The sequence below is a fragment of the Paeniglutamicibacter sp. NPDC012692 genome (assembly GCF_042901625.1).
Lineage (GTDB): Bacteria > Actinomycetota > Actinomycetes > Actinomycetales > Micrococcaceae > Paeniglutamicibacter.
In genome coordinates this window covers 63,648-83,878 of record NZ_JBIBDE010000001.1, presented here as the reverse complement: position 1 = coordinate 83,878, position 20,231 = coordinate 63,648, and the positions used below count along the sequence as shown (strand labels likewise).

At 56.5% G+C, this 20,231-nt stretch carries 18 protein-coding genes; 3 read left to right on the top strand and 15 right to left on the bottom strand.

The annotated features are described in order from the left end of the window. Positions 1–2: 2 nt before the first annotated feature. Both ACFY5D_RS00305 and ACFY5D_RS00300 read right to left on the bottom strand, forming a co-directional pair. Positions 3–908 (bottom strand): hypothetical protein, encoded by a 906-nt coding sequence (locus ACFY5D_RS00305; RefSeq protein WP_387523425.1) that lies wholly within the window; start codon positions 906–908, stop codon positions 3–5. A 1,892-nt stretch (positions 909–2,800) separates the two neighbouring features. Next, positions 2,801–4,156, bottom strand: coding sequence for a stealth conserved region 3 domain-containing protein (locus tag ACFY5D_RS00300; protein WP_387523422.1), 1,356 nt, complete (start codon positions 4,154–4,156; stop codon positions 2,801–2,803). 138 nt (positions 4,157–4,294) lie between these two features. Between ACFY5D_RS00300 and ACFY5D_RS00295 the strand changes: the two genes are divergently transcribed. After that, positions 4,295–5,512: a CDP-glycerol glycerophosphotransferase family protein gene (locus tag ACFY5D_RS00295; protein ID WP_387523419.1), complete on the top strand. Its 1,218-nt coding sequence runs from the start codon at positions 4,295–4,297 to the stop codon at positions 5,510–5,512. A 1-nt stretch (position 5,513) separates the two neighbouring features. Here ACFY5D_RS00295 and ACFY5D_RS00290 read toward each other — a convergent pair whose 3' ends face one another. The 9 genes from ACFY5D_RS00290 to coaD all read right to left on the bottom strand — a co-directional run bounded on the left by ACFY5D_RS00290 (position 5,514) and on the right by coaD (position 13,278). After that, entirely contained in the window at positions 5,514–5,975 is a 462-nt protein-coding gene (locus tag ACFY5D_RS00290; RefSeq protein WP_387523416.1) for an adenylyltransferase/cytidyltransferase family protein, read from the bottom strand. 53 nt (positions 5,976–6,028) lie between these two features. Beyond that, a complete protein-coding gene (locus ACFY5D_RS00285) occupies positions 6,029–6,919 on the bottom strand; it encodes a glycosyltransferase family 2 protein (protein ID WP_387523413.1) in 891 nt (296 codons plus the stop codon). 7 nt (positions 6,920–6,926) lie between these two features. Then, positions 6,927–7,754, bottom strand: coding sequence for a CDP-alcohol phosphatidyltransferase family protein (locus ACFY5D_RS00280; protein ID WP_387523410.1), 828 nt, complete (start codon positions 7,752–7,754; stop codon positions 6,927–6,929). Beyond that, entirely contained in the window at positions 7,751–8,797 is a 1,047-nt protein-coding gene (locus ACFY5D_RS00275) for a glycosyltransferase family 2 protein (RefSeq protein WP_387523407.1), read from the bottom strand. The genes ACFY5D_RS00280 and ACFY5D_RS00275 overlap by 4 nt, the downstream gene beginning before the upstream one ends. Beyond that, the gene (locus ACFY5D_RS00270) at positions 8,794–9,690 is read right to left on the bottom strand and encodes an ABC transporter ATP-binding protein (RefSeq protein ID WP_387523404.1); all 897 of its coding nucleotides are present in this window, start codon (positions 9,688–9,690) and stop codon (positions 8,794–8,796) included. The genes ACFY5D_RS00275 and ACFY5D_RS00270 overlap by 4 nt, the downstream gene beginning before the upstream one ends. Then, the gene (locus ACFY5D_RS00265) at positions 9,674–10,522 is read right to left on the bottom strand and encodes an ABC transporter permease (protein ID WP_387523401.1); all 849 of its coding nucleotides are present in this window, start codon (positions 10,520–10,522) and stop codon (positions 9,674–9,676) included. The genes ACFY5D_RS00270 and ACFY5D_RS00265 overlap by 17 nt, the downstream gene beginning before the upstream one ends. A gap of 136 nt (positions 10,523–10,658) precedes the next feature. Continuing rightward, positions 10,659–11,714 carry an LCP family protein gene (locus ACFY5D_RS00260; RefSeq protein WP_387523398.1) on the bottom strand — a complete coding sequence of 352 codons (1,056 nt, stop codon included), beginning with the start codon at positions 11,712–11,714 and terminating at the stop codon, positions 10,659–10,661. A 141-nt stretch (positions 11,715–11,855) separates the two neighbouring features. After that, positions 11,856–12,752: a UTP--glucose-1-phosphate uridylyltransferase GalU gene (galU, locus tag ACFY5D_RS00255; protein ID WP_387523395.1), complete on the bottom strand. Its 897-nt coding sequence runs from the start codon at positions 12,750–12,752 to the stop codon at positions 11,856–11,858. 55 nt (positions 12,753–12,807) lie between these two features. Then, a complete protein-coding gene (gene coaD / locus ACFY5D_RS00250; RefSeq protein WP_387523392.1) occupies positions 12,808–13,278 on the bottom strand; it encodes a pantetheine-phosphate adenylyltransferase in 471 nt (156 codons plus the stop codon). A 118-nt stretch (positions 13,279–13,396) separates the two neighbouring features. On the opposite strand from coaD, the gene ACFY5D_RS00245 reads away from it, so the two are divergent. Continuing rightward, complete coding sequence (locus tag ACFY5D_RS00245) at positions 13,397–14,608, top strand: aminotransferase class I/II-fold pyridoxal phosphate-dependent enzyme (RefSeq protein ID WP_387523389.1); 1,212 nt, start codon at positions 13,397–13,399, stop codon at positions 14,606–14,608. A 1-nt stretch (position 14,609) separates the two neighbouring features. Continuing rightward, the gene (locus ACFY5D_RS00240; RefSeq protein ID WP_387523386.1) at positions 14,610–15,389 is read left to right on the top strand and encodes a spermidine synthase; all 780 of its coding nucleotides are present in this window, start codon (positions 14,610–14,612) and stop codon (positions 15,387–15,389) included. On the opposite strand, the gene rsmD is transcribed toward ACFY5D_RS00240, so the two are convergent. The 4 genes from rsmD to ACFY5D_RS00220 are packed head-to-tail and all read right to left on the bottom strand — an operon-like array spanning position 15,351 to position 20,192. Beyond that, a complete protein-coding gene (gene rsmD / locus ACFY5D_RS00235) occupies positions 15,351–15,950 on the bottom strand; it encodes a 16S rRNA (guanine(966)-N(2))-methyltransferase RsmD (protein ID WP_387523383.1) in 600 nt (199 codons plus the stop codon). The genes ACFY5D_RS00240 and rsmD overlap by 39 nt on opposite strands. A 7-nt stretch (positions 15,951–15,957) precedes the next feature. Then, entirely contained in the window at positions 15,958–18,171 is a 2,214-nt protein-coding gene (locus tag ACFY5D_RS00230; protein WP_387523380.1) for an ATP-dependent DNA helicase RecG, read from the bottom strand. Beyond that, on the bottom strand, positions 18,164–19,126 hold the full coding sequence (locus tag ACFY5D_RS00225) for a DAK2 domain-containing protein (RefSeq protein WP_387523378.1): 963 nt from the start codon (positions 19,124–19,126) through the stop codon (positions 18,164–18,166). Before ACFY5D_RS00225 ends, ACFY5D_RS00230 begins: the two co-directional genes overlap by 8 nt. Before the next feature lie 22 nt (positions 19,127–19,148). After that, the gene (locus tag ACFY5D_RS00220; RefSeq protein WP_387523375.1) at positions 19,149–20,192 is read right to left on the bottom strand and encodes an LCP family protein; all 1,044 of its coding nucleotides are present in this window, start codon (positions 20,190–20,192) and stop codon (positions 19,149–19,151) included. Between the last annotated feature and the right edge of the window lie 39 nt (positions 20,193–20,231).

Below are 20,231 nucleotides of genomic sequence, written 5' to 3'. Positions count from 1 at the left end.
AGTTACTGGATACTCAACGCGGGGAGGTCTGCTGTTAGCTTCATCTCAAGGGACAGTTTCCCGTCCAACGTCCAGTACGGGCGAAGCTTGACGCAATGAGTACCTGAAGGTGCAATAATCCAGCCGAACCTGTAGGCGGCTCGGGGGTTCACGATATCGGTTTGCCCGATCTGCAGCCTCTCACCGTTGGCATAGAGATCCCACGCGTACTTGCCAACCGGAAAACCACGGACGGACTCAGCTACCGAGGCCCCGTCAATGATGCATAGTCCTTGACCTGCATCGCTGCGGACGGGCAGCACAATCCTTTTGCCATGTTTTCTTGCGCGAAGAGTAATATTTGACAACGGCGTCTCTTGTGCGGCCGAATATCCCAATTTCAATGAAATTTGACCAAGTTCTGTCGAAATGCCAATAATTGAAACCTGATTTACGTCTGGTTTCAATTCAAAAATAACTTTTCGACTACGGAACTCCGCTAGCCAATGCGCTCCCCGCTTCCACGAACGGTAGCCGCGGAGATGCCCCGGGCCCAGCGCGCCGGCGGTGCCGTCTGTCACCGGAACATGCCCTCGGCCGCGTCTGGCCTTGAGCTCGAACTCTTCCGTTCCCTCGGGGATCTTGCCGTAGAACTGAATCCAGGTGCTTGTTTCAGCAACCGCTTCCAGTCGGAGCACAAAAGAGGTGGGCGAAAGCCCGACGGCGACCAGGTCAAGGGGCCTGAAGTTCTCCCCCTTTTCAACCAGTACGTTGACCGATTTCCCGTCTGGATAAACCAAGCCGATCACATTTGCGGGCTGTCCCCTCAAGAGGGTGGCGCCAGCCGCGGAAGCGTTTGAGAGAGCACGGCGGATTTTTGATTCAAGACGACGAAGGATTCGCTTTAGGTCCTTTATTTTGACGATCAAACCTTAGCCTGCTCCTTGAATTGCACTTGCTGATTCGGAAAACGGCACGCCCGATATCGCACACCACCAGCAATCAATATTAGCCCACCCGAAGCATCAATCTGAGGGCCGGACGGCGGTCGAGTTGATCCAACAGGATACTTCGACCTGGCTGGAACCCGAAGGGACCTCGCCTTTCCCGGATTTCGCGACCGCACTTTCTAGCACCGCCTGCGCTTATCCGAGCGTGTTTCTAGCTTGGGAGGTCTCCCGCCCGGAATCCTTCATAAGGCCCGGAGCTGGGTACCCTTGCGAAGTGTTCGTGGGCGCGCGGTTGCCCCCATTTCCGTGGACATGGCGAAATGATCTTCCCCACTGGTTCAGCTCGGTTCCCGCTGGCCCGCCTTGTTGGATCCGAAGACCGCTGGTCCCGTCAGAAGCAGCCCTCAGGAGGTTGCCACTGCCCGATTTCGGACCTTGTCCAGCAACTCCTCGTACCTCCCATAGATGGATGCTCGACCCGTCCTCCGACACAATTGTGGAGGCCGGCAAGGTGGGTAATGGCATAGATTCCTGCCGGTCACAACGAAGGGCCGTCAACTCCGAATTTTCGCTACCCGGCTCATGACCGTTATGTAAGGCAGTCAACTGAATCCAGATAATTTTCTTAGCCGCCAGAGCAGCACGGTTCCACCCGAGCTCGAATCTCGTGGAAGGCATCGACTGGCAGGCTCCGCAGGTGATTGGCTTTCGTAACGTCGATTCACTCCTCGTATCCGTCCCGGACACGGTGTCGGACATCCAGAAACCGGTGTGAGGGCACTGGCAAGGACTACGATGACGTAGCGTCCATCAGTGGCACCGGTGCGCCGTATGCAGGATGGCGGAGCCCCGATACAGGATGCGCCTCAGCGGCGTACGATACACGCTCATTCCGGCGCCGTTCCCCGTTCGGGTCCAGAGCAGGTCTCCGACTAGCGTCTGGCGTTGATCCACTAGTCAAATTGCATTTCAGTTACTGGCAGGGGGAACACTGATACGCGCCCACGCGCTTGGGGCGATTGCAAGGATCTCGCGGCAGGCACCGGCGTCGTCAGGCGCGCCACGACATATATTCCACCAGAGGAGGATCTGCGGCGCTGAGCGCTTCCGGAAGTCGAGCCAACTCGCAACTCCAGACTCGGATGCCGCCATCCCCACTTTGGATCCGGGAATTCCGGGGCAGCAGGAACGGCGGAAGAATTTTGCCCGGCCCCAAAGCCAGATCCGCAATCTACGCGGGCAATGAACAGGGCAGTTCCATGTCACTTTGGCGGGCACTAACAGTTTGTGCATTGTCACCGCGCAAGGCCGCGAGCGCGGTATGAAGGTCGGGGACCAACCGAACCGGCACTGTGGCAATGCCTGCAGAAAAACGCCGCAACAAGAAGGCGTAGAAGTCGCGCTCACCAGCATCACAAGAGGTGGCCATGTGTTCCGCCGCTCTGGCATCTCAGAGCAACCCTTCGTCTGCTACACAGGCCTCAGGCCGGGCCTCCCAAGAAGAACCCTGGCCAGCTGCATTCGAAAGCGCTTCGCAGAACAAGCCGAGACCGAGACAAGAGATCTCCGGGTCGCGGACCATCCACCGGTCAGCATCCCTACCAAACCCGAAAGCAGGCACCTGGCGTGTGAAAGAACCAACCGGCCCGCGCAGCCTCCAGACAAATCTCGATGCAAAAGACACCGTCGCAAGGTGTCAGCGCATTCAGCCTGCTGTAGGCGTCCGCCATGGGCCGAGGAAAAGTGACCATCAGCGGCTTGGACCTGAACGCAAAATCACATCGGTACCAATCTTCATAGTCCGACTCTGCGAATGCACACTCCGGGATTCCCGCACCGTGCCAGCAAGTACAAGGGCATACGGGCCGACCTTAGACTTCGAACGAAGACTTCCATGGGAAGGCGTATTCCAAAAAATGCTCCAGTGCTGCGTTCTGCCGCATGAGATCTTCTTTCGTACCCGAGACCTGGTTCAGGCAGAACATCTGCGGACGTTCACCCCAACAGAGTTTCACAAGATTCATCTGGGCGTTCTTTGCTCCCAAATCGACATAGGAATACGAGACATCCTTACCTATGGCACTGCCTACGGCAGAACCGTAATAGTGCGCAAGCGATGACGGAATCGACAAATCTGACGAGCTTCTGAATTTGGCGGCCGCAGTCTGAGCCACTTGCTCGGGGTGGTTGCGTTCGATAGTTGACAACAGTGACTTGCGCTGTGGATGTGCAACGTGTTTGAACTTTAACGTAGCCTTAAGTCCAAATGTTTCCTCAATTAATTTTGCATTATTTTTTGCAGCAAGATTGATCGGTAGATTGTTTTTAATATCGGTTTTGTAACTACGTTCCGAGGTGGAGAAAACAGAAAATCCCTGTGCTGAATAGAAAGAATTTTGATGCATGGATTTTCCGAAGAAAAGATCGTCGTTCATATACAGAAAATGCTCTGAAAGACCCTCGATGTGGTGAAGTTGCGATTCGATTGCATGCGAGTTAAAGGTCGGGAGGTTCTGAGGGTCCCGGAAAATCTCTTCGTGACTAACCACCGTCAGTTTTGGGTGGTCCGCAACAAGCCATTCCGGTCTCTGGCCAGCAGTCACGAGGTAGATGTGGTTAACCCAGGGCAAAAAGGCTTCGGCGGAACGAAGTGAGTAGCGCAATTCGTCGTTCGACACGAATCGGGCGTCTGATGCGGCAGTTGGAAGAGCATTGTCTTCCTTGGAATCCACGTGGCGATCGCGTTTGGCGATCCAGTCCGGATCCGTTCCATCGACCCACGTGTAAACCATGTCGATTGGGTCGACGAAGTCCAAGACATTCGGTTGAAACGGTTTGAGTCCATCATGCGTTTCAAACAACCTCACGCCAAACGCTTCGGCTAGGTCACGACGACGGCCAACCAACTCCTTCGACGCAACGGTCCACGTAGATATTATGTTGGGCGAAACGGCTTGACGGTCAATGGGGAGAACAACGGCCCCCATTGCTTCAAGCTGCATCCTGAGTGGTTTCGAATCGGCGGGTGATATGTAGGCACCTTGTTCTCGCTCGAAGACTTGTGCAGCCGATTTGGCGAGAACTTGGCTATATCGAACAAATTCTCGGCGCTTGATTTCTTCAAGCGATAAGTGAGCAGTCTGTGTCCGCCTGTTGGTCAGGTCAACGAGTAGTCGCCACTTCCAGTCAGGTACAAGGCGCGCCAAGTTTCCCTTCCATCGTGACATCCAATTCGCTCCTTGTGTTTCACTTCGTGTGCATTCAGACCTGCCCCGCACGTCTGCCTTACAAGTCTAGTGAACGATGAAGCGTATGACGGCATGTGCCACGATGGCATTTCTCACCAATGAGACTAGTCTGTGACAGTGCACTACTTTTCTAAACTCATGCGGATAGCAACAATGACGGCTCGAAAGGTGAATGGTTCCATTCACGAGTCATCCATTAGACGCAACCTAAACAGGACCTCTCTTCCCTTCGGGGAGACGTGTGATTTCGTAGTCTATTTCGCCGATCCGCTCGAACAGATTTACCAGGTCACTCAATGGATCAAACCCTTGGAATCGCTGTCAAGCAACGCCCAAACCGTTGGTTTCGTGATCGCCGATCCGTTTGTTGCACGGGAGCTTGCCAAGCAGACTAGCTTGCCCATTTTCCTGACCCGGTCCATGGAATCGTATGAAAATTTTGTGCTTGAACGTCGCGTTCGTGGTGTTTTCTACGTCAACAATTCTCAAGCCAATTTCACTGCCCTTCGCATCACGTCGCCCACCCACATTCACTTGAACCATGGGGAGAGCGACAAGATTTCGATGGTGTCGAATCAACTAAAGGCATATGACTTTGCATTCGTGGCTGGAGATGCTGCTGTGGAAAGGATTAGGTCCTCTATTCGACGGTTTGATACAAACCGACTCGCCACTATTGGGCGCCCCCAGTTGGATAGTCGGCTAGAGAATCCAACACAGAGGAACACTTCGCGAATTGAAGTACTTTACGCTCCAACATGGGAGGGCGACAGCCGGCATATGGCATACGGATCCCTCCCGAGCATCGGACCTGCAGTCATTGAAGAACTGCTCAGTGACAAACGGTTCACGGTCGTATTCAGGCCACATCCTAAATCCGGAACCTGGTCAAAAGAAACGCGAAAGGCGCTCAACCACGTTGAGGATAGGGTAAGCAAGGCAGCTGCACTTGATCCACTCGCAGGTCACCGTACAGACCGTACCTCGGATGCGACGGCAGCAATGCTCAACAGCGACGTGATCATCGCCGATAATTCAGCAATGACGATGGATGCCGTTGGCCTCGATAAGCCCGTCCTGCTATCCATGAGCGATGCAATGCGGCGGCAGTCGAGGAATAGTCCTTCAACTCAAAAGACCGTTGAAGCACTCAGGCACATTGGGCCTGAGAATGTCGGAAAAATTGCCGAGCTCGTTGCTGAAGTAGCCGCTGCTCCAATTCCGCAAGGCCAAGCAGCCTTACGTGAACGTGTTTTCGGTGCAGAATCGCTGGGAACAGGAACCGAACGATTCATTCGAGCGGCAAAGCAGGCCATCGAAGACCCAGCAAACTAGCTCAGCTGAGTTCCTTGACGATCTGGCTGATGCTATCGAGGGTGTCTTTCAATTTGGCAACGTGGCGTTCATCGAAAGCACTCAGAACTCTCTTCAACTCGGTCGTGGAAATGCCAGATGTCCGTGGCAGGTAGATAACTTCGACCTTGTCGCCAAGGTCATCGAACTTGCCTTTCCAGTCTTCTCCGATGCCGAAAACGTCGACATCGTATTTTACGATATCCAAGCGCTTCTGTTCCCAGTTGTTTTCCGGGATTGCTTCGTCAACGTACTTAATGGCTCGAACAATTTCGATGCGTTGTTCGAAGGGGACGATAGGCTTCTTCCCCTTGATCGCATTGAACTCGTCGGTGGATACGCCAACGATGAGTCGGTCGCCATGTTCCTTCAGACGCTTGAGAATGTTCAAGTGCCCGACGTGGAACAAGTCGAAAGTTCCGTATGTAAGTATCGTCTTTGTCATGAAGCGCTCCAGTGACTTTTCCGGCACACAAGACGTGCGTGGAGTATGAGGGATTAAATGATGGGTGGCCGTCCGGCCAACATCATCCGCAGGTGAGTCGACCATTTGAGTTTTCGTCGTGGTTTAGCATACCAAGGACTGTCGTGCCACCCCGCCAGCCAACCGCTTGTGTATTGGCGGACTGCTCCGGGTTCACGTCGAAGCCGAAGGCATTCCAAGAGTCCCCAGCTTGTGACATAGGCCCAGGTAAATGGCCATCTGAGGTTCCGTCGAGCCAACCAGACCCGATTTCGGGCGTTGAGTCTATAGAACTCTTCGTGGCGGCGCGGATCAATAACCGGGTGTCCGATGCGCATGTCGCCTGCATACCAAACATGGTGTCCGGTGTCCCAGACGCGCCAGGCAAGTTCGATACCCTCATGCGCGTACCAGAAACCGCCTGCCCATCCCCCGGTCTGGTCAAAGACCGCCCGTGGCATGACCAAACAAGTTTCACCAACATGGAACACCCTGCTGGAATCCGTAGCCGTGCGTTTGTTTAGCCGTGGGATCCATCGGGTAGGGTCGTCGGTTCGTTCCGGATCCGTGATTCGCGGCTGCAGCAGTCCCATCTTGGGGTATTTGGTGAAACGGGAGATGGCATCATCCAGGAAATCGTCGTCCAGGAACCACGAATCGTCGTCGAGGAAACACAGGAACTCCCCGGAAACCCAGGGCACACCTGCATTGCGCCCCGCGGGGATCCCAATATTGGATTCCAGGAAGTGTCCGCGCACGCCTTCGGGCAGACCGGTCGGGTTCCAGCCGTTGCCAACGACCACCACGTCAAGGTCGACGTTTCGTTGTCCCAGGAGGCTTTTCAATGCCCGGTCCAATTCGGTGGGCCTGTTCCCCATTGTCAGGACGACTACACCAACGGTGGGCAGGTTTGTCGATTCCTTCATTGCTGGATCACCGCAACCTGGACGAGGCCATACTCGCAATGAAGTGGCCTATGTTGACGAAAAAGACTGCTGGAAGCAGGATCCAGATCATCCATTTTTCCGCGATGCCCGGTGTCCCTACAATCAGCGAAACTACTGACATGAGTAGAATCAACAGACTCAGTTCCACGGCATGGAGCATTTTGTGAAATGGAAGGAATCGAGCCGCGGAACGCAGCTTGCCAACAAGGCTGGCGGACGATATGGAGCGTGCCTCGGCGGTGTCAGGCAGCTTGCCCAATCCGGCCATGCTGCGCGCCGCATGCACCATGAGGCTCTGCGAGCGGTTCAACACCAGAAGGACCGAAAGCAAGGTGGCCACAAACAAAGTGGGCCAGGCCTGCGCGGCGTCCACACCCTGCAGTTGGAGTTCACGGAATACCCGATACCCGAGTGCAATCGGAATGAGGGCTTCCGTGGTGTGGTGGCCCACCATGTCGATGAAGATGCCCCTGGGCGATTGGGTCCCCCGCCAGCGGGCGACCTCACCATCGCTGCAGTCAAAGTAAAGCTGCACCTGGGAAAGTACGACCGCCAGCAGCGGCCCCCAGATACCAGGGATCAGCAGGGCAAACGACATCAGCCAACCGGCAAGGATCATGAGGCCCGTGACGCCGTTGGCGCTGATTCTTGTGCGGACCAGTACTGCCGTCAGATAGATCGAAATATGGCGGAGATAGAGCTCTGCCGTCCAATGCTCGGCGTTTCGGCGGGAGCGGACCTCGGGTGGTTGGCAGATGGCCCGCAACTGTTCAAGGGACGGATTCTTGGGGCGCGGGGGTGAGTTGTAGCTCATGAACGGACCCTCCCCTTGTCCAGGGTGCCCTGGGCGCCCTTGAGGCGCCCCTTGACGAAGCCAATCGCCCATGGGAAGTGAATGGTGGGTAGGACTCGAAGCATCAAGAATTTTTCCTTGGTGGAAGCACGTGTGGCTGTGGCCGACGCATAGACGACCATCCCCGCATACGCCACCGGAGCAAGCTTCGCCAGCTTCCAGAGCAGCCGGACGGTTGGCTTGGTTTTGCGTCCCAGGAATGGCTCAATGATCACTGCCAGGGATCCGATCGCGGTTCCCGCGACCATAAGCGGTGGCAAGTCATGCCGGAGGGATTTGCCGGCGGGATAACGGCGTGCAAGTTCCCCGCGCCAAACACCCGAGGCATACGACTGCGCGGCCAAGGCATCGAACTCGTCGCGTGGATAGTATCCGGTGCGCAATTCCGGATCGAACCACACTTTGTGTCCCGCTTGGCGAATTCGGAGGCACAGTTCCCAGTCCTGTGCACGCCAAAGCGATTCATCATAGAACCCGACCTCGTCAAAGACTTCGCGACGGAAGATGCCCAGGTAAGCCGACTCTGCCGGGCCTTCGGGCGCACCGCTATGGTAAGCCGCGCCGCCCAATCCCCAAGGGGAATGGTATGCGGCAGCAATCGAGCGCTGCAGGGGATTCTTTCCGCGCGCATCCATCAGGCCGCCGACATCATGGGCGTCGACACGGAACATAGTCTCAATGCCCCGTGCCGTATATGAAGGTTCCAACTCGCTGTGGGCATCGACGCGTATGACGATCGGATGCTTTGAAGCCTTGATCGCGAGATTCAATCCAATGGGGGTACGTCCGCGCGGATTCTCCACCAAACGGACCCGGGAGTCTTCGGCCGCGAGTGCGGCCGCAACTTCATCGGTCTTGTCGACGCTGGGCCCAAGAGCAAGAATCATTTCCTTGTCGCCGGCATAATCCTGATTCAGGATGCTATGAACCGCATCGCGCAAGTAGTCGGCCTCGTTCAACACCGGCATCACGTAGGAAACCCCCGGCGTCTGTGCAGGTGTCACTTCTTGCTTGCCTTGTATGCATCGACCACGGTCTTGGCGTCGCCATCCATCTCGAGAACGCCCTTGTTGATCCAGATGACGCGGTTGCACGTATCGAGGATCGAGTTCATGGAGTGCGAGACCAAAAAAACCGTGCCCGCGTTTTCGCGAATCTCGCGGATCCTGGCTTCGCTTCGCTTGCGGAAGCGAGCATCACCGACGGCCAACGCTTCGTCTACGATGAGGATTTCATGCTGTTTTGAAGCGGCAATTGCAAATTTGAGTCTCGCCGACATGCCTGAGCTGTAGGTACGCATTGGAAGATCAATGAATTCTTCAAGTTCGGCAAACTTGATGATGTCCTCGCGAAGTTTGTCGACTTCTTTGCGATTGTACCCCAGAGCTAGCCCGCCTAGTGTGATGTTCTTGTCACCAGAAAGATCGGCAATCAACGCTGCACCGACGCCCAAGAGGTTCGGGCGTGACGATGCGTACACGGACCCACTGGCTGGAGGCGTGAGCCCCACGATGCTGCGCATCAGGGTCGATTTGCCGGAACCGTTGGATCCGATCACTCCGATCGATTCGTTTTCATACGCGACGAAAGAAACACCCTTGACGGCGTGGACTTCCCGTATGCCTCGGGTTGATGGGGCCAGAAGGCGTCGAGCGCCTGCGGTTCCCACCGATTTTCCGCTTGAATAGACTTGGTACTTAACATGCAAATCGTCCACGACAACAACTGGGCGACGGGTCTCGCCCCGGTCCTGTGCCGTGGTGTATGGTGCTTCTGCCAACGGTGTTCCCTCGCTCGCAGCCGGTGGCTGCTGGGTTCCCCCGAGTTCTGGATGAGCCTGACGGGGCGCATGCAATCGGGGGTTTATCAAATCATCAAAGCTAATTAGTTCGACCATAACGCTCCTCAGCGGTCCAGAAGTAGATGACTCCGCCTACAAACACGACAACAGCCCAAACGCTCAGGACGATCCAGTAGAACGCGGGGTAGTGGGCGTTGTCCATGATTGAACCGCGGGCGATCTGGAGCGCCTGATAGATCGGGTGGAAATCAAAGAGGTGTACTAGCACTGGAGACGCCTTCAAGATCTTGTCGACGCCGAAGAGGACACCGGACGTGTAGAAAAGCATTCGAGTGATCAGGGGCAGGAACTGAGTGAAGTCCCGAACATGCACGGTAATCCTGGCGCAGATCAACGCGACCCCCGTGTTGAACAAAGTCAGCACGATTAGCAATGGCACGAGCATGAACCACGACCATTTGGGAGTGGTACCCAGGATCAGGCAGTAAACGAACATCACGCCCAGCATGGGGATTAGTGTCAAGAACTGCTGCATGACCGCAGAGAAAGGCAGCGTGATACGCGGGAATGCCAATGACTGCACCAGCGATGCGTTCCCGGTGATGGATTTCGCGCCCTGAGTCATTGAATCGGAGAAGAACTCGAAGAGAAACACGCCAATGACAACGTAAACGGGGAAGTCCGCCGGTTTGTTGCCGCCCTGCAAGATGCCAAAGATGGCACCGTACATCAGGGCGTTGAGCGTTGGGCGAAGAACGACCCAAAGCATGCCCAAGCGGTTCTGTTGGTTGCTGGCCTGTATGCGGCTTCGGGCGAGTTCGTAGGCGAAGTCACGTCGTGCCCAGGCTTGCTTTAGATAGCTCACCAGACTCGGACGTGCACCAACCCTGTGCAGGTTGTGCTGCTCCGCATATTCGGCAGCTGTCATGTGTCTTCTTACCTCGTATATTGCTGATTATGAGTCTGTCCGAAGGAGGCAGACCCTTTCGATTCTAGTAGATAGTGCGGTATCTCAACGCTTCGATCGACATCGAACCATTCTCGGCGATCCACCTATCAGGAAACTACTCGGTTGGGGGTGCAGTCTTCAGATAGTCACGCAGGGTGTCAGTCCGCAGAGCCTCACCGATCTGCACAAGTGCTGCTTCATCACGCAAGACTATCGATTGGCCGTCGGGCGAAGTTCCGACTCCTGCAGTCGGCAGCGTGAACATTTTCACGTTTGATGCACGCAGATCCTTGAGCTGCAAGCCCAAGCCTGCGGCCGTCGCAGCATCGAATCCGTTATCGAATGAGAGATACGGGGAAACCTTGTCAATCACCTCGTAGATAGTGCCAGGATTCGTCAGCGTGTCCTTGGACAGCATCTCGCTCATGACTGCCTTGATGAATGTTTGCTGGTTTCGCACGCGCTGGTAGTCGCCGTCAATAAACGGTTTGCGTTCGCGGACAAAGCGCAATGCTTCGTTACCCTTGAGTGTGATCTCACCGACGGGGTAGTGGTATTTGTACTTGTCGGTCGAATAGAATTCAATGTCGTTTTTGACGGTCACTCCACCCAGCGCCGTGGAGAGTTCTTTGAAACCGTCGAAGTCAATCATTGCGACATGGTCGATCTTGGTATCAAGCATGCCTTCCACTGTCTGAACAGCGAGGGGCACACCACCCAATGACATGGATGCATTGATCTTTTGCCGTCCATGCCCCGGGATATCGGTCCAGAGGTCCCGCATGATGGACATCACGTAAACACCCTTCCGATCTTCCGGAATGTGCATCAGCATCATGGAATCGGAACGCTGATCGGTGCCGCCACCTTTCAACAAATCACTGGACTCGGTTCCGTCGGCACCATGATCTACTCCGAGCAAGAGGAAGTTGATCGATCCGTCGTCAGGGCTCTTGACAGGTCGGAGATTTTCTTCGGGAAACGCCGACGCAATAACTTGGGTCTTGTCATTAAAGGTCTTGGCGAGATTCATGACGTACCCGCCTGCGGCTAGCGATGCGATCAGCACCAAGCCAACAAAACTGGCTAAAACCACCAAGCCGGTCCGTTTCTTGGGTGCTTGCAGTCGTCGGGGCTCGTAGCCGCCGCGGAAATTTCTATTGTCAGTCAATCAACGTCTCCATTAGACAAGAACTAGTTGCCAAGCACTCAGCGGTATTACTGGTCACTTGGCAACTGTCGCACAAACAAAGCAAGGCTAACCAGTTCCCCTGTGAGAAAGCTGGGTTAGCCTCGCTGACAAGTCTCTATTTTAGAGGCCCGCTACGAAATCCTTAAGCCAAGGAACAAGCCCAGGGCCGATGTCGCTGCGCTCTGCGGCCAGCGAAATAACCGCCTGAATGTAACTGAGCTTGTCACCGGTGTCGTAGCGACGTCCACGGAAGACCACTGCGTGGACGCCGGAGCCTTCTCCGTCCGCAACCGCCAGCGTTTCCAGCGCGTCGGTGAGCTGAATCTCGCCGCCTCGGCCCGGCGCAGTTTCCTCCAAGACAGAGAACACGCGCGGATGGAGCACATAGCGGCCGATAACGGCAAGATTTGACGGGGCATCCTCGACTGCGGGCTTTTCAACCAAACCGTTGACAGTCACATATTCGGCACCGTCGACGGCCGTGACGTCGGCACAGCCGTATGCACTGATTTGTTCAGGATCCACTTCCATCAGGGCGATGACCGATCCGCCGGTCTTCTCCTGGACATCAATCATGACGGACAGCAGTTCGTCGCGTTCGTCGATAAGGTCGTCACCCAACAGAACGGCAAACGGCTCATTGCCGACGTGCTGCTTGGCACATAGCACCGCGTGCCCGAGGCCCTTCGGATCACGCTGACGGATGTAGTGGATGTCGCCTAGTTCGGTGGCTTCCTGAACCGAGCGCAGCTTTTCCAGGTCGCCCTTGGCTTCGAGCGTGGACTCAATGAAAGGCACTCGGTCGAAGTGGTCTTCCAAGGCGCGCTTGTTGCGGCCAGTGATCATCAGCATGTCGGTGAGCCCGGCCCGCGAGGCCTCGGCGACAACGTACTGGATCGCTGGCTGGTCGACAACCGGCAGCATTTCCTTCGGCATGGCTTTGGTGGCCGGAAGGAAACGTGTTCCGAGGCCTGCTGCTGGGATGACTGCTTTGATGACGCGCCTGCTTGTACTCATGGATTCGACTTTACTTCATGAATTACACAAACTACGAAACACCAATTTCCCATTGCTACCCGTGGTTCAAGCGTTTGAGCACCGTGCGCGGCAAGTAATCGGAAACGTCCCCTCCCAGTGACTGCACTTCTTTCAAGAGCGAAGATGACAAATGGGTATACCTGTTGTCGGCCGCCAAGAAAACCGTTTCAACCCCCGTGAGATGGCGGTTCATCACGGCCATGGGAATTTCGTATTGATAGTCCACGGTTGAACGCAGGCCCTTCACGATGGCGTCCGCGCCGTTCTCCCTGCAAAAGTCCGCAAGTAGCCCCTCCCCCATGGGTTGAACGCTTACGCCACGAAGCCCGCCAATGGTTTCTTGCACCATTTCCAGGCGGTCGGCGGCCTCGAACTTGTACTTCTTTGCATAGTTGGTGGAAACCGCCACGATCACCTCGTCAAAGAGGCTACTGGCACGGGCAATGATCTCTACATGACCATTGTGGATTGGGTCAAAGGATCCGGGGCAGACGGCTCTACGCATACTCAGCAATCTATCAAAGGCAGGCTCGCAGTAGATGCCTGAACGAGCCGAGCATTGCGTCGTGTCGTGGCGTCACGTCACCGGCTGATGATCGGGCCAAGAATCGGGATAATGGATCATGCCCACATTCAATTTGCCATGGCAGCGTACGGCAGCCGGCGCCAATCTTTTATCAACGTCTGGTCAGCTTGGCGTCACCATTTTTGAGGAAATTACGACCCTGGCGGCAAAACACGATGCCATCAACCTTGGCCAGGGATTCCCTGACACCGATGGCCCGGCGGCCTTCAAGGATCGGGCCGCCCAAGGGATCGCGGGAAACCTGAACCAGTATGCCCCCGGTGGCGGCATACCCGCTTTGCGGGTTGCGATCGCCGAGCATCAATGGCGTTTCTACGGGATCACAGTTGACCCTGACACAGAGGTGGTTGTCACAACGGGTGCCACCGAAGCTATCGCAGCCTCGATCCTGGCGTTTGTCCAACCAGGCGACGAAGTCATCACTTTCGAGCCGTTTTACGATTCCTATGGGGCGACAATCGGGCTTGCCGGCGGTATCCACAGGACCGTTGCCCTGAATGCGCCCATGTTCCAGCCGAACATCGCTGAACTTCGGGCCGCTTTCAACCCGCGTACGAAAATGATCGTCTTGAACAACCCGCACAATCCCACCGGTGCGGTTTTCGGCCGGGAAGTCTTGGCAGAAATTGTCGCACTTGCCACGGAACATGACTGCCTCATTCTCTCGGACGAGGTCTACGAGCATTTGACGTTTGGTGTCGCGCACACGCCCATTGCCTCCTTGCCCGGGGCCTGGGAGCGGACACTGACCCTTTCGTCCGTCGGCAAGACCTTCTCGTTCACCGGGTGGAAGGTCGGGTGGGCCAGCGGTCCGGCAGAGTTGGTCGCCGCAGTGCGCACCGTCAAGCAGTTCCTCAGTTACTCCTCGGGCTCGGCTTTCCAGCCCGTGGTTGCTGAGGCACTGGGATCACCCACCGAATTCTTCACCGGCTTCGCCAAGGATTTGCAGAACCGAAGCGAAGTCTTGGCGGCCGGTCTCGAGGCTGCAGGCATGAGCGTATATAGGCCGCAGGGGACGTACTTCATCGTTGCGGACGTGGCGCCGTTGGGGTTCACCAACGCCCTCGACCTTGCGCGGAAAATGCCGGCCTCGATCGGGGTGGCGGGAATCCCCCTTTCGGTCTTTTGCCATGAGGACGGCGCGGAAAGAACACGGACGCTGATGAGATTCGCATTCTGCAAGAAGCTCGAGGTACTTACCGAGGCAGCGGAACGCCTGTCACAATTGACCGCGAAGATAGGAAACTAGCGTGACTAGCCCCATTTCCCGTTGGATGAGCAACCTGGGTGCACATGCGACTTTGGAGGAAGACACTTTCGTACCGGGGGCATGGGTGCTCTCATTGGCCGGCGCGGAGCAGTCCCATGTCAATGTCGCGCATCCGGATGAGATCTTCTACGAATACCTGCGCCGGCTGGCCAACTTCGTCGACGAGGTTGGCCAGCCTGGCAAACCACTAAGGGTGCTTCATCTGGGCGCTGGCGCGTTGACGCTTGCCCGCTACATTGAGCAGCTTCGTCCCGGCAGCACACAGGTCGCGGTTGATTTGGAACGTGAGCTCCTTGACTTTGTCCTTGAATCACTCCCGCTGAACCATCCGGAGAATCTCTCGACCCTGATCGGCGACGCGCGTGAAGTTCTCACTCACGAGCTAGTAGACAGGAAATTCGATGTCATAGTCTTGGACATTTTCAGCGGTTCGGGGGCACCCGGACATCTGACCGTGCCGGCATTCTACTCCGAGATGAACGACCTGCTCGAGGACGGTGGTATGGTCCTGGTCAACGTCGGTGATGATCCACCGTTTGCCTTCGCCGACACTCAAATCAGGGCTCTGTCTGGAGTTTTCAGGTCGATCATGGCTAGTGCCCCAACAGAAATCTTTTCCCGGAAATACCCCGGCAACATGATCTTGGCGGCCACCCAATCGAAAATTGACCTGGGGCTCGTCGAACGGCTCCGCGCGGCCGGCCCGCATCCAGGAACGGTTCTATTCGGAGCCGACCTGGACGGGTTCGGCAAACCATAGTCGTGTTTCGCCGTATTTTTTCTCGGCGAATCGAGTAAGGCCCGCAGGCCAAATGGGCTCTTCTGACCTTGAGGAACGTTCAACCACCACAGTTGAATGTTCCTCAAGGAGCAGTGCCACCTTTTCAAGAGTCTTGGCCAGTTCCTCATTGGTCATGGGATATGGCGGATCCATGAAGACCAAATCCCAGCTCTTACCGCCTGACACTCCGGCGGTCGGCGCGAACGAATCCAAAACCGTATCTACGGAGCCACGCCTCACACTTACGATGTCACTTCGAAGTGCCTTGTTGACCAATCCCGCATTGGCTTGGCACACCGCGGCAGCTTTCGGCGCCAATTCAACCAACAGGACCGAACGGGCCCCACGGCTTGCCGCCTCGAGGCCCAACGATCCTGCGCCGGCGTAGAGATCCAGGACACGGGCATCGGTCAGCACGTCGTAGCTTTCCAGCCTGGAGAATAGGGCCTCCTTGACCCTGTCCGTCGTGGGTCTCGTGGAATCCCCGGGAACGCTTTTCAGCGGAAGTCCTCCTGCGGCACCGGCAACTATTCGACTCATTTCTTACTTATCCTCTTTCCAAAAAGTCCTGCATGTCTTCGTCCACCCATTCCTCAACTGCCTTGCGCAGCAATGGGTATGCGTTCAAGCCTTGGCTTGATTCAACGATTTGCTCCGCGGCGTCGCGAGCCCGCGCGATGAGTTTTGAGTCCTTGATTACCCTCAGCACTTTGAGAGTTGAACGCGAACCTGACTGGCTTGCTCCCAAGATGTCGCCCTCTCGGCGCTCTTGAAGGTCCGATTCCGCCAGAAGGAATCCATCGGTTGTTGATTCCACCGCGCGCAGACGGGAAACCGAAGGATGTTCCGCGTCCAACCAGGTGGTCATCAAACACGTGCCTGCATGGCGACCACGGCCGATGCGGCCACGCAGCTGGTGCAGTTGCGAGATTCCAAAGTTTTCGGCGTCGACAATCACCATCAATGTTGCGTTGTGAACGTCAACACCGACTTCAATGACGGTTGTAGAGACAAGAATGGAGGCACGGCCGCTATCGAAGGCACCCATGGCGGCAGCCTTTTCCTCGCTGGACATGCGCCCGTGAAGCTGCCTTATCTCGGTACCCGCAAAGGCGGGCATCGAGGCAAGTAGGTCCATCATCTTCTCGACGGTCATGGAGGCGGGTTTTGCCGCCACCGGGCTGCCTGAACCATTGGGTTCCAATAGATCCGCAAGCACCGGTGGCGCATCGTCCTCGACTGCAGTTTCGGTGATCCGCGGGCACACGACATAGACCTGGTGGCCCTTTGCAACTTCCTCGGCCATCCGCGAAAAAAGCCGGGCCTGCATGTGGGGAAGTTGAAGCGGAACCAGATGCGTGGATATGGGCGCGCGGCCCGGCGGGAGCGACTTCATCATACTGACCTCCAGGTCCCCGAACACGGTCATGGCCACAGTCCGAGGAATAGGGGTGGCCGTCATGACAAGCATGTGCGGAGGGTTCTCTGCCTTCGATCGCAGGAGGTCGCGTTGCTCAACGCCGAAGCGGTGCTGCTCGTCGACGACAACCAGACCCAGGTCCGCAAAGCTCACCACGTCCGAAAGCAAGGCGTGGGTACCAACCAGGATTCCGGTTTCACCCGAGGCAGCCCCCAGGAGAACACGCTTCCTTTCGCCGGCCGCGGCGGACCCCGTCAGCAGGTCGACTCTGGTGGCCAACGGACCGGCGCCTAGCTCCCCCAGCTTTCCGAGGTCTCCCAAGAGTTTTCGGATGGATTGGTGGTGTTGCTGCGCCAAGACCTCAGTCGGAGCCAGCAATGCCGTTTGCCCGCCTGAGTCAATGACCTGAAGCATGGCCCGCAAGGCCACCAACGTCTTCCCAGAACCGACCTCGCCCTGAAGCAGGCGATTCATCGGGTGTCCACGAAGAAGGTCCTCGGCGATCTCTGTGCCGGCCCGAATTTGCCCTTCCGTGAGGGTGTACGGCAGTGTCCGTTCGAACGCCGCCAGCAACCCGTCGCTGCGGCCCACTCGCGCGATGGCAGGCTGCAAGCGACGGTGTGCCCGCCGCTGCAGAAGAGCCAGCTGCAGCAGGAATGCTTCCTCGAAGGCAAAACGCTTCCGGGCCGCGTAGCCCTGGGCGAGGTTTTCGGGCCCATGGATTTCTGCATATGCCGTTGCACGAGGCGACAGACGCTGTTTCTTCAGAACCGTTTCCGGAATGAACTCCGGAAACCCTCTTTCGTTGGTGCCCGCCACGATCAGCGACATCACGTCACGGATTTTCTTGTTGGGGAACTTCGCCGTCGCCGGGTAGATGGGAATGGGCCTCGGATCCGCCTCCTCGGCTGCCTCCAAAAGGGAATACTCCGGGTGCGTCAATTCCAGGTGGTTCTGATAAAGCGTGACCTTGCCGCTGAACATGGCTGTTGCACCGACTTGCAGATCCCGCTTTGCCTCGTAGCCATTGAAGAACGTCATTTTCAGCATTGATTGTTCCGGCCCGAGGGCGTCGCGTACGGCAACCTGCAACAGGAATCCAGAGCGCGAGTGCATTCGTCGTTGGTTGATGGATTCAACCTGGGCAACGATCGTGACTTCCTCGCCGATGGGAAGTTCGGAGATCTTTGAGAGCTCCCCGACTTCCATGTAACGGCGCGGAAAATGTCCCAACATCTGTCCCACGGTTTCGTACCCGAAGGCTTGCTGGACCTTCTTGGCCGTAGCGCCTCCGAGGACTCGCTCCAATGGCGTTGTTGAAACTAAGTCCAGGTCAGCCATCGTGGGTGCAAAGATCGGTGATCGATACGTTCACCGGGGAACCGACACCTCGAATGGCGTTCAGCGCATCCTCAGCTGCCGGCACGTGGACGTGAACCCTCCAGCGGTATCCCTCGCTGGTCGGGTTGACAGGACTCATGATCACCGAGTCGCCCAAGGCATCAAGCTGCCCACGTAGGGTGGCTGCCCCCAAGGCATCAAGGTTGATGGTGCACATGACTTCCACGCCGGTCCCGTTCGATACCCCTTGGTGGATATGCGGATCCTGGATGTCGTAGCCGTGGAATTGGGCGTATTCATCCGGGTCGAATACGTGGCCTTGGAGTGCGCCGCGCAGTTCATCCAGGATGATGAGCATTCCGACTGCGCCCGCATCCACGATCTGGGCTTCGTGCAAGACACCCAATTCGGATTCGGTGGCGACCACCGCGTCCTCGGCTGCAACACAAATGGCTTCTAGAATCTCCGCGAGCGCTGCCTTGCTCGCTGGCTCGAGAACGCTGGCCCGGTGCATCGTACGGGCGACATTCGCCGCAACCTCCATCACCGATAGCATCGTGCCCGCCACAGGCTCGCTGAGTGCGGACCACGCCCGTACCTTGCCGCGTTCCAATGCCGTTGCAAGAAGCGGAGCGGTGAGCCGTTCGACTCCGCATAGCGGCTCGGCCAAGCCAGCCAGGAACACCGCAAGTAGCGTCCCGGAATTCCCCCGCGCCGATTCCATCGCGGCACGCGAGGCCATGGTCAAGAGTTCGCCGATGTTCTCCGTCTCCAATTTGGAAATGGCATCGTGAGCTGCCCGTGCTGTCAGGTAGAGGTTGCTTCCGGTATCGCCATCCGCCACTGGGAATATGTTGATGGCGTTCAGGCGATCACTGTGGTTTCCAAGGCTCTTAACTACCCGCTCAAGCCAGTTCGCCATTGCTTGTGAGTTGGCATGGATTTTTACGTTCATGGTGTGAATGATTTCTTTACCTTTAGAGGTCGTTGTCCTCTACGAACTGGGCGACGTTGTCTTTGTTCAATGCATTTGCGAATTCATCGATGATTGCCATGTCGGGAACAACGATGGACTGGCCGTCGGCTGACCGACCTGTTCCCTTGTTGGGAAGCGTGAAGAAGTTCATGTCACCCGAACTGATTCCGGGCATGGTAGCGCCAATCTGCGCCACCTTTATGGCATCCAATGACTCGTCCACGGCGACATATGGCGCAAGCTGCCTGACGCTTTCCAAGATTTTTCCCGGGTCGGTCAATGTATCCCTGGACGTCAGCTTACCCAGAACGGCCTTAATATACAGCTGCTGATTGCGTACGCGCTGGTAGTCGCCGTCCTTGAACGCATGGCGTTCACGAACAAAGGCAAGGGCTTCGTCGCCGTTGAGCGTTTGGACGCCCTGCGGGAAATGAAGATTCTTGGACGTAGTCGGGGAGAACGCAATCGGGTTGTTGATTTGCACTCCGCCCAAGGCATCTGTGAGTCCCTTGAATCCTTCAAAATCGATAGATGCGACATGGTCGATACGGGTGTTCAGCAGGCCTTCCAGCGTTTGGACTGCAAGCGGCACCCCTCCATAGGCAAATGCGGCATTGATCTTTGCCTTCCCGTGCCCCGGGATGTCCAGCCAAGTATCACGCATGATCGAAGTTACATAGATGCCCTTCCGATCTGACGGAATGTGGACGAGCATCATGGTGTCGGAACGCCCGCCATTGGGCAGCGAGGCAAAGTTCTCTTCACCCTGGCTCTTCGCACGCGAGTCATTACCTAGAAGAAGGATATTGACCGCGCCACTGGATTCCCCGGATTTCTGGGGGCGCAGTGATTCTTCCGGAAACGCGCCTGCAAGCTTGTTGGTTCCGTCGTCAAACGCGCGAGCAAGAGTGAACAGGTATCCGCCGGCCGCCAACAACCCGATCAAGACGAGTGCCAGTGCACCCAGCAAGACGGCCCGCCCAGTTCGTTTCTTCTTGGGCGATTCACTGCTGGTGTCCTCGAAGGACTCATGCGGATATGTCATTTATGCCTCTCATCAAAATACTCCATTACATCCTAGTCA

Excerpts from the sequence above, each read along its gene's own strand:
- rsmD (WP_387523383.1), bottom strand. The coding sequence starts at position 15,950 with ATGAGTCGAATAGTTGCCGGTGCCGCAGGAGGACTTCCGCTGAAAAGC.
- ACFY5D_RS00290 (WP_387523416.1), bottom strand. The coding sequence starts at position 5,975 with ATGACAAAGACGATACTTACATACGGAACTTTCGACTTGTTCCACGTC.
- ACFY5D_RS00280 (WP_387523410.1), bottom strand. The coding sequence starts at position 7,754 with ATGAGCTACAACTCACCCCCGCGCCCCAAGAATCCGTCCCTTGAACAG.
- ACFY5D_RS00285 (WP_387523413.1), bottom strand. The coding sequence starts at position 6,919 with ATGAAGGAATCGACAAACCTGCCCACCGTTGGTGTAGTCGTCCTGACA.
- ACFY5D_RS00220 (WP_387523375.1), bottom strand. The coding sequence starts at position 20,192 with ATGACATATCCGCATGAGTCCTTCGAGGACACCAGCAGTGAATCGCCC.
- ACFY5D_RS00225 (WP_387523378.1), bottom strand. The coding sequence starts at position 19,126 with ATGAACGTAAAAATCCATGCCAACTCACAAGCAATGGCGAACTGGCTT.
- ACFY5D_RS00300 (WP_387523422.1), bottom strand. The coding sequence starts at position 4,156 with ATGTCACGATGGAAGGGAAACTTGGCGCGCCTTGTACCTGACTGGAAG.
- ACFY5D_RS00245 (WP_387523389.1), top strand. The coding sequence starts at position 13,397 with ATGCCCACATTCAATTTGCCATGGCAGCGTACGGCAGCCGGCGCCAAT.
- galU (WP_387523395.1), bottom strand. The coding sequence starts at position 12,752 with ATGAGTACAAGCAGGCGCGTCATCAAAGCAGTCATCCCAGCAGCAGGC.
- ACFY5D_RS00270 (WP_387523404.1), bottom strand. The coding sequence starts at position 9,690 with ATGGTCGAACTAATTAGCTTTGATGATTTGATAAACCCCCGATTGCAT.
- ACFY5D_RS00230 (WP_387523380.1), bottom strand. The coding sequence starts at position 18,171 with ATGGCTGACCTGGACTTAGTTTCAACAACGCCATTGGAGCGAGTCCTC.
- ACFY5D_RS00265 (WP_387523401.1), bottom strand. The coding sequence starts at position 10,522 with ATGACAGCTGCCGAATATGCGGAGCAGCACAACCTGCACAGGGTTGGT.
- coaD (WP_387523392.1), bottom strand. The coding sequence starts at position 13,278 with ATGCGTAGAGCCGTCTGCCCCGGATCCTTTGACCCAATCCACAATGGT.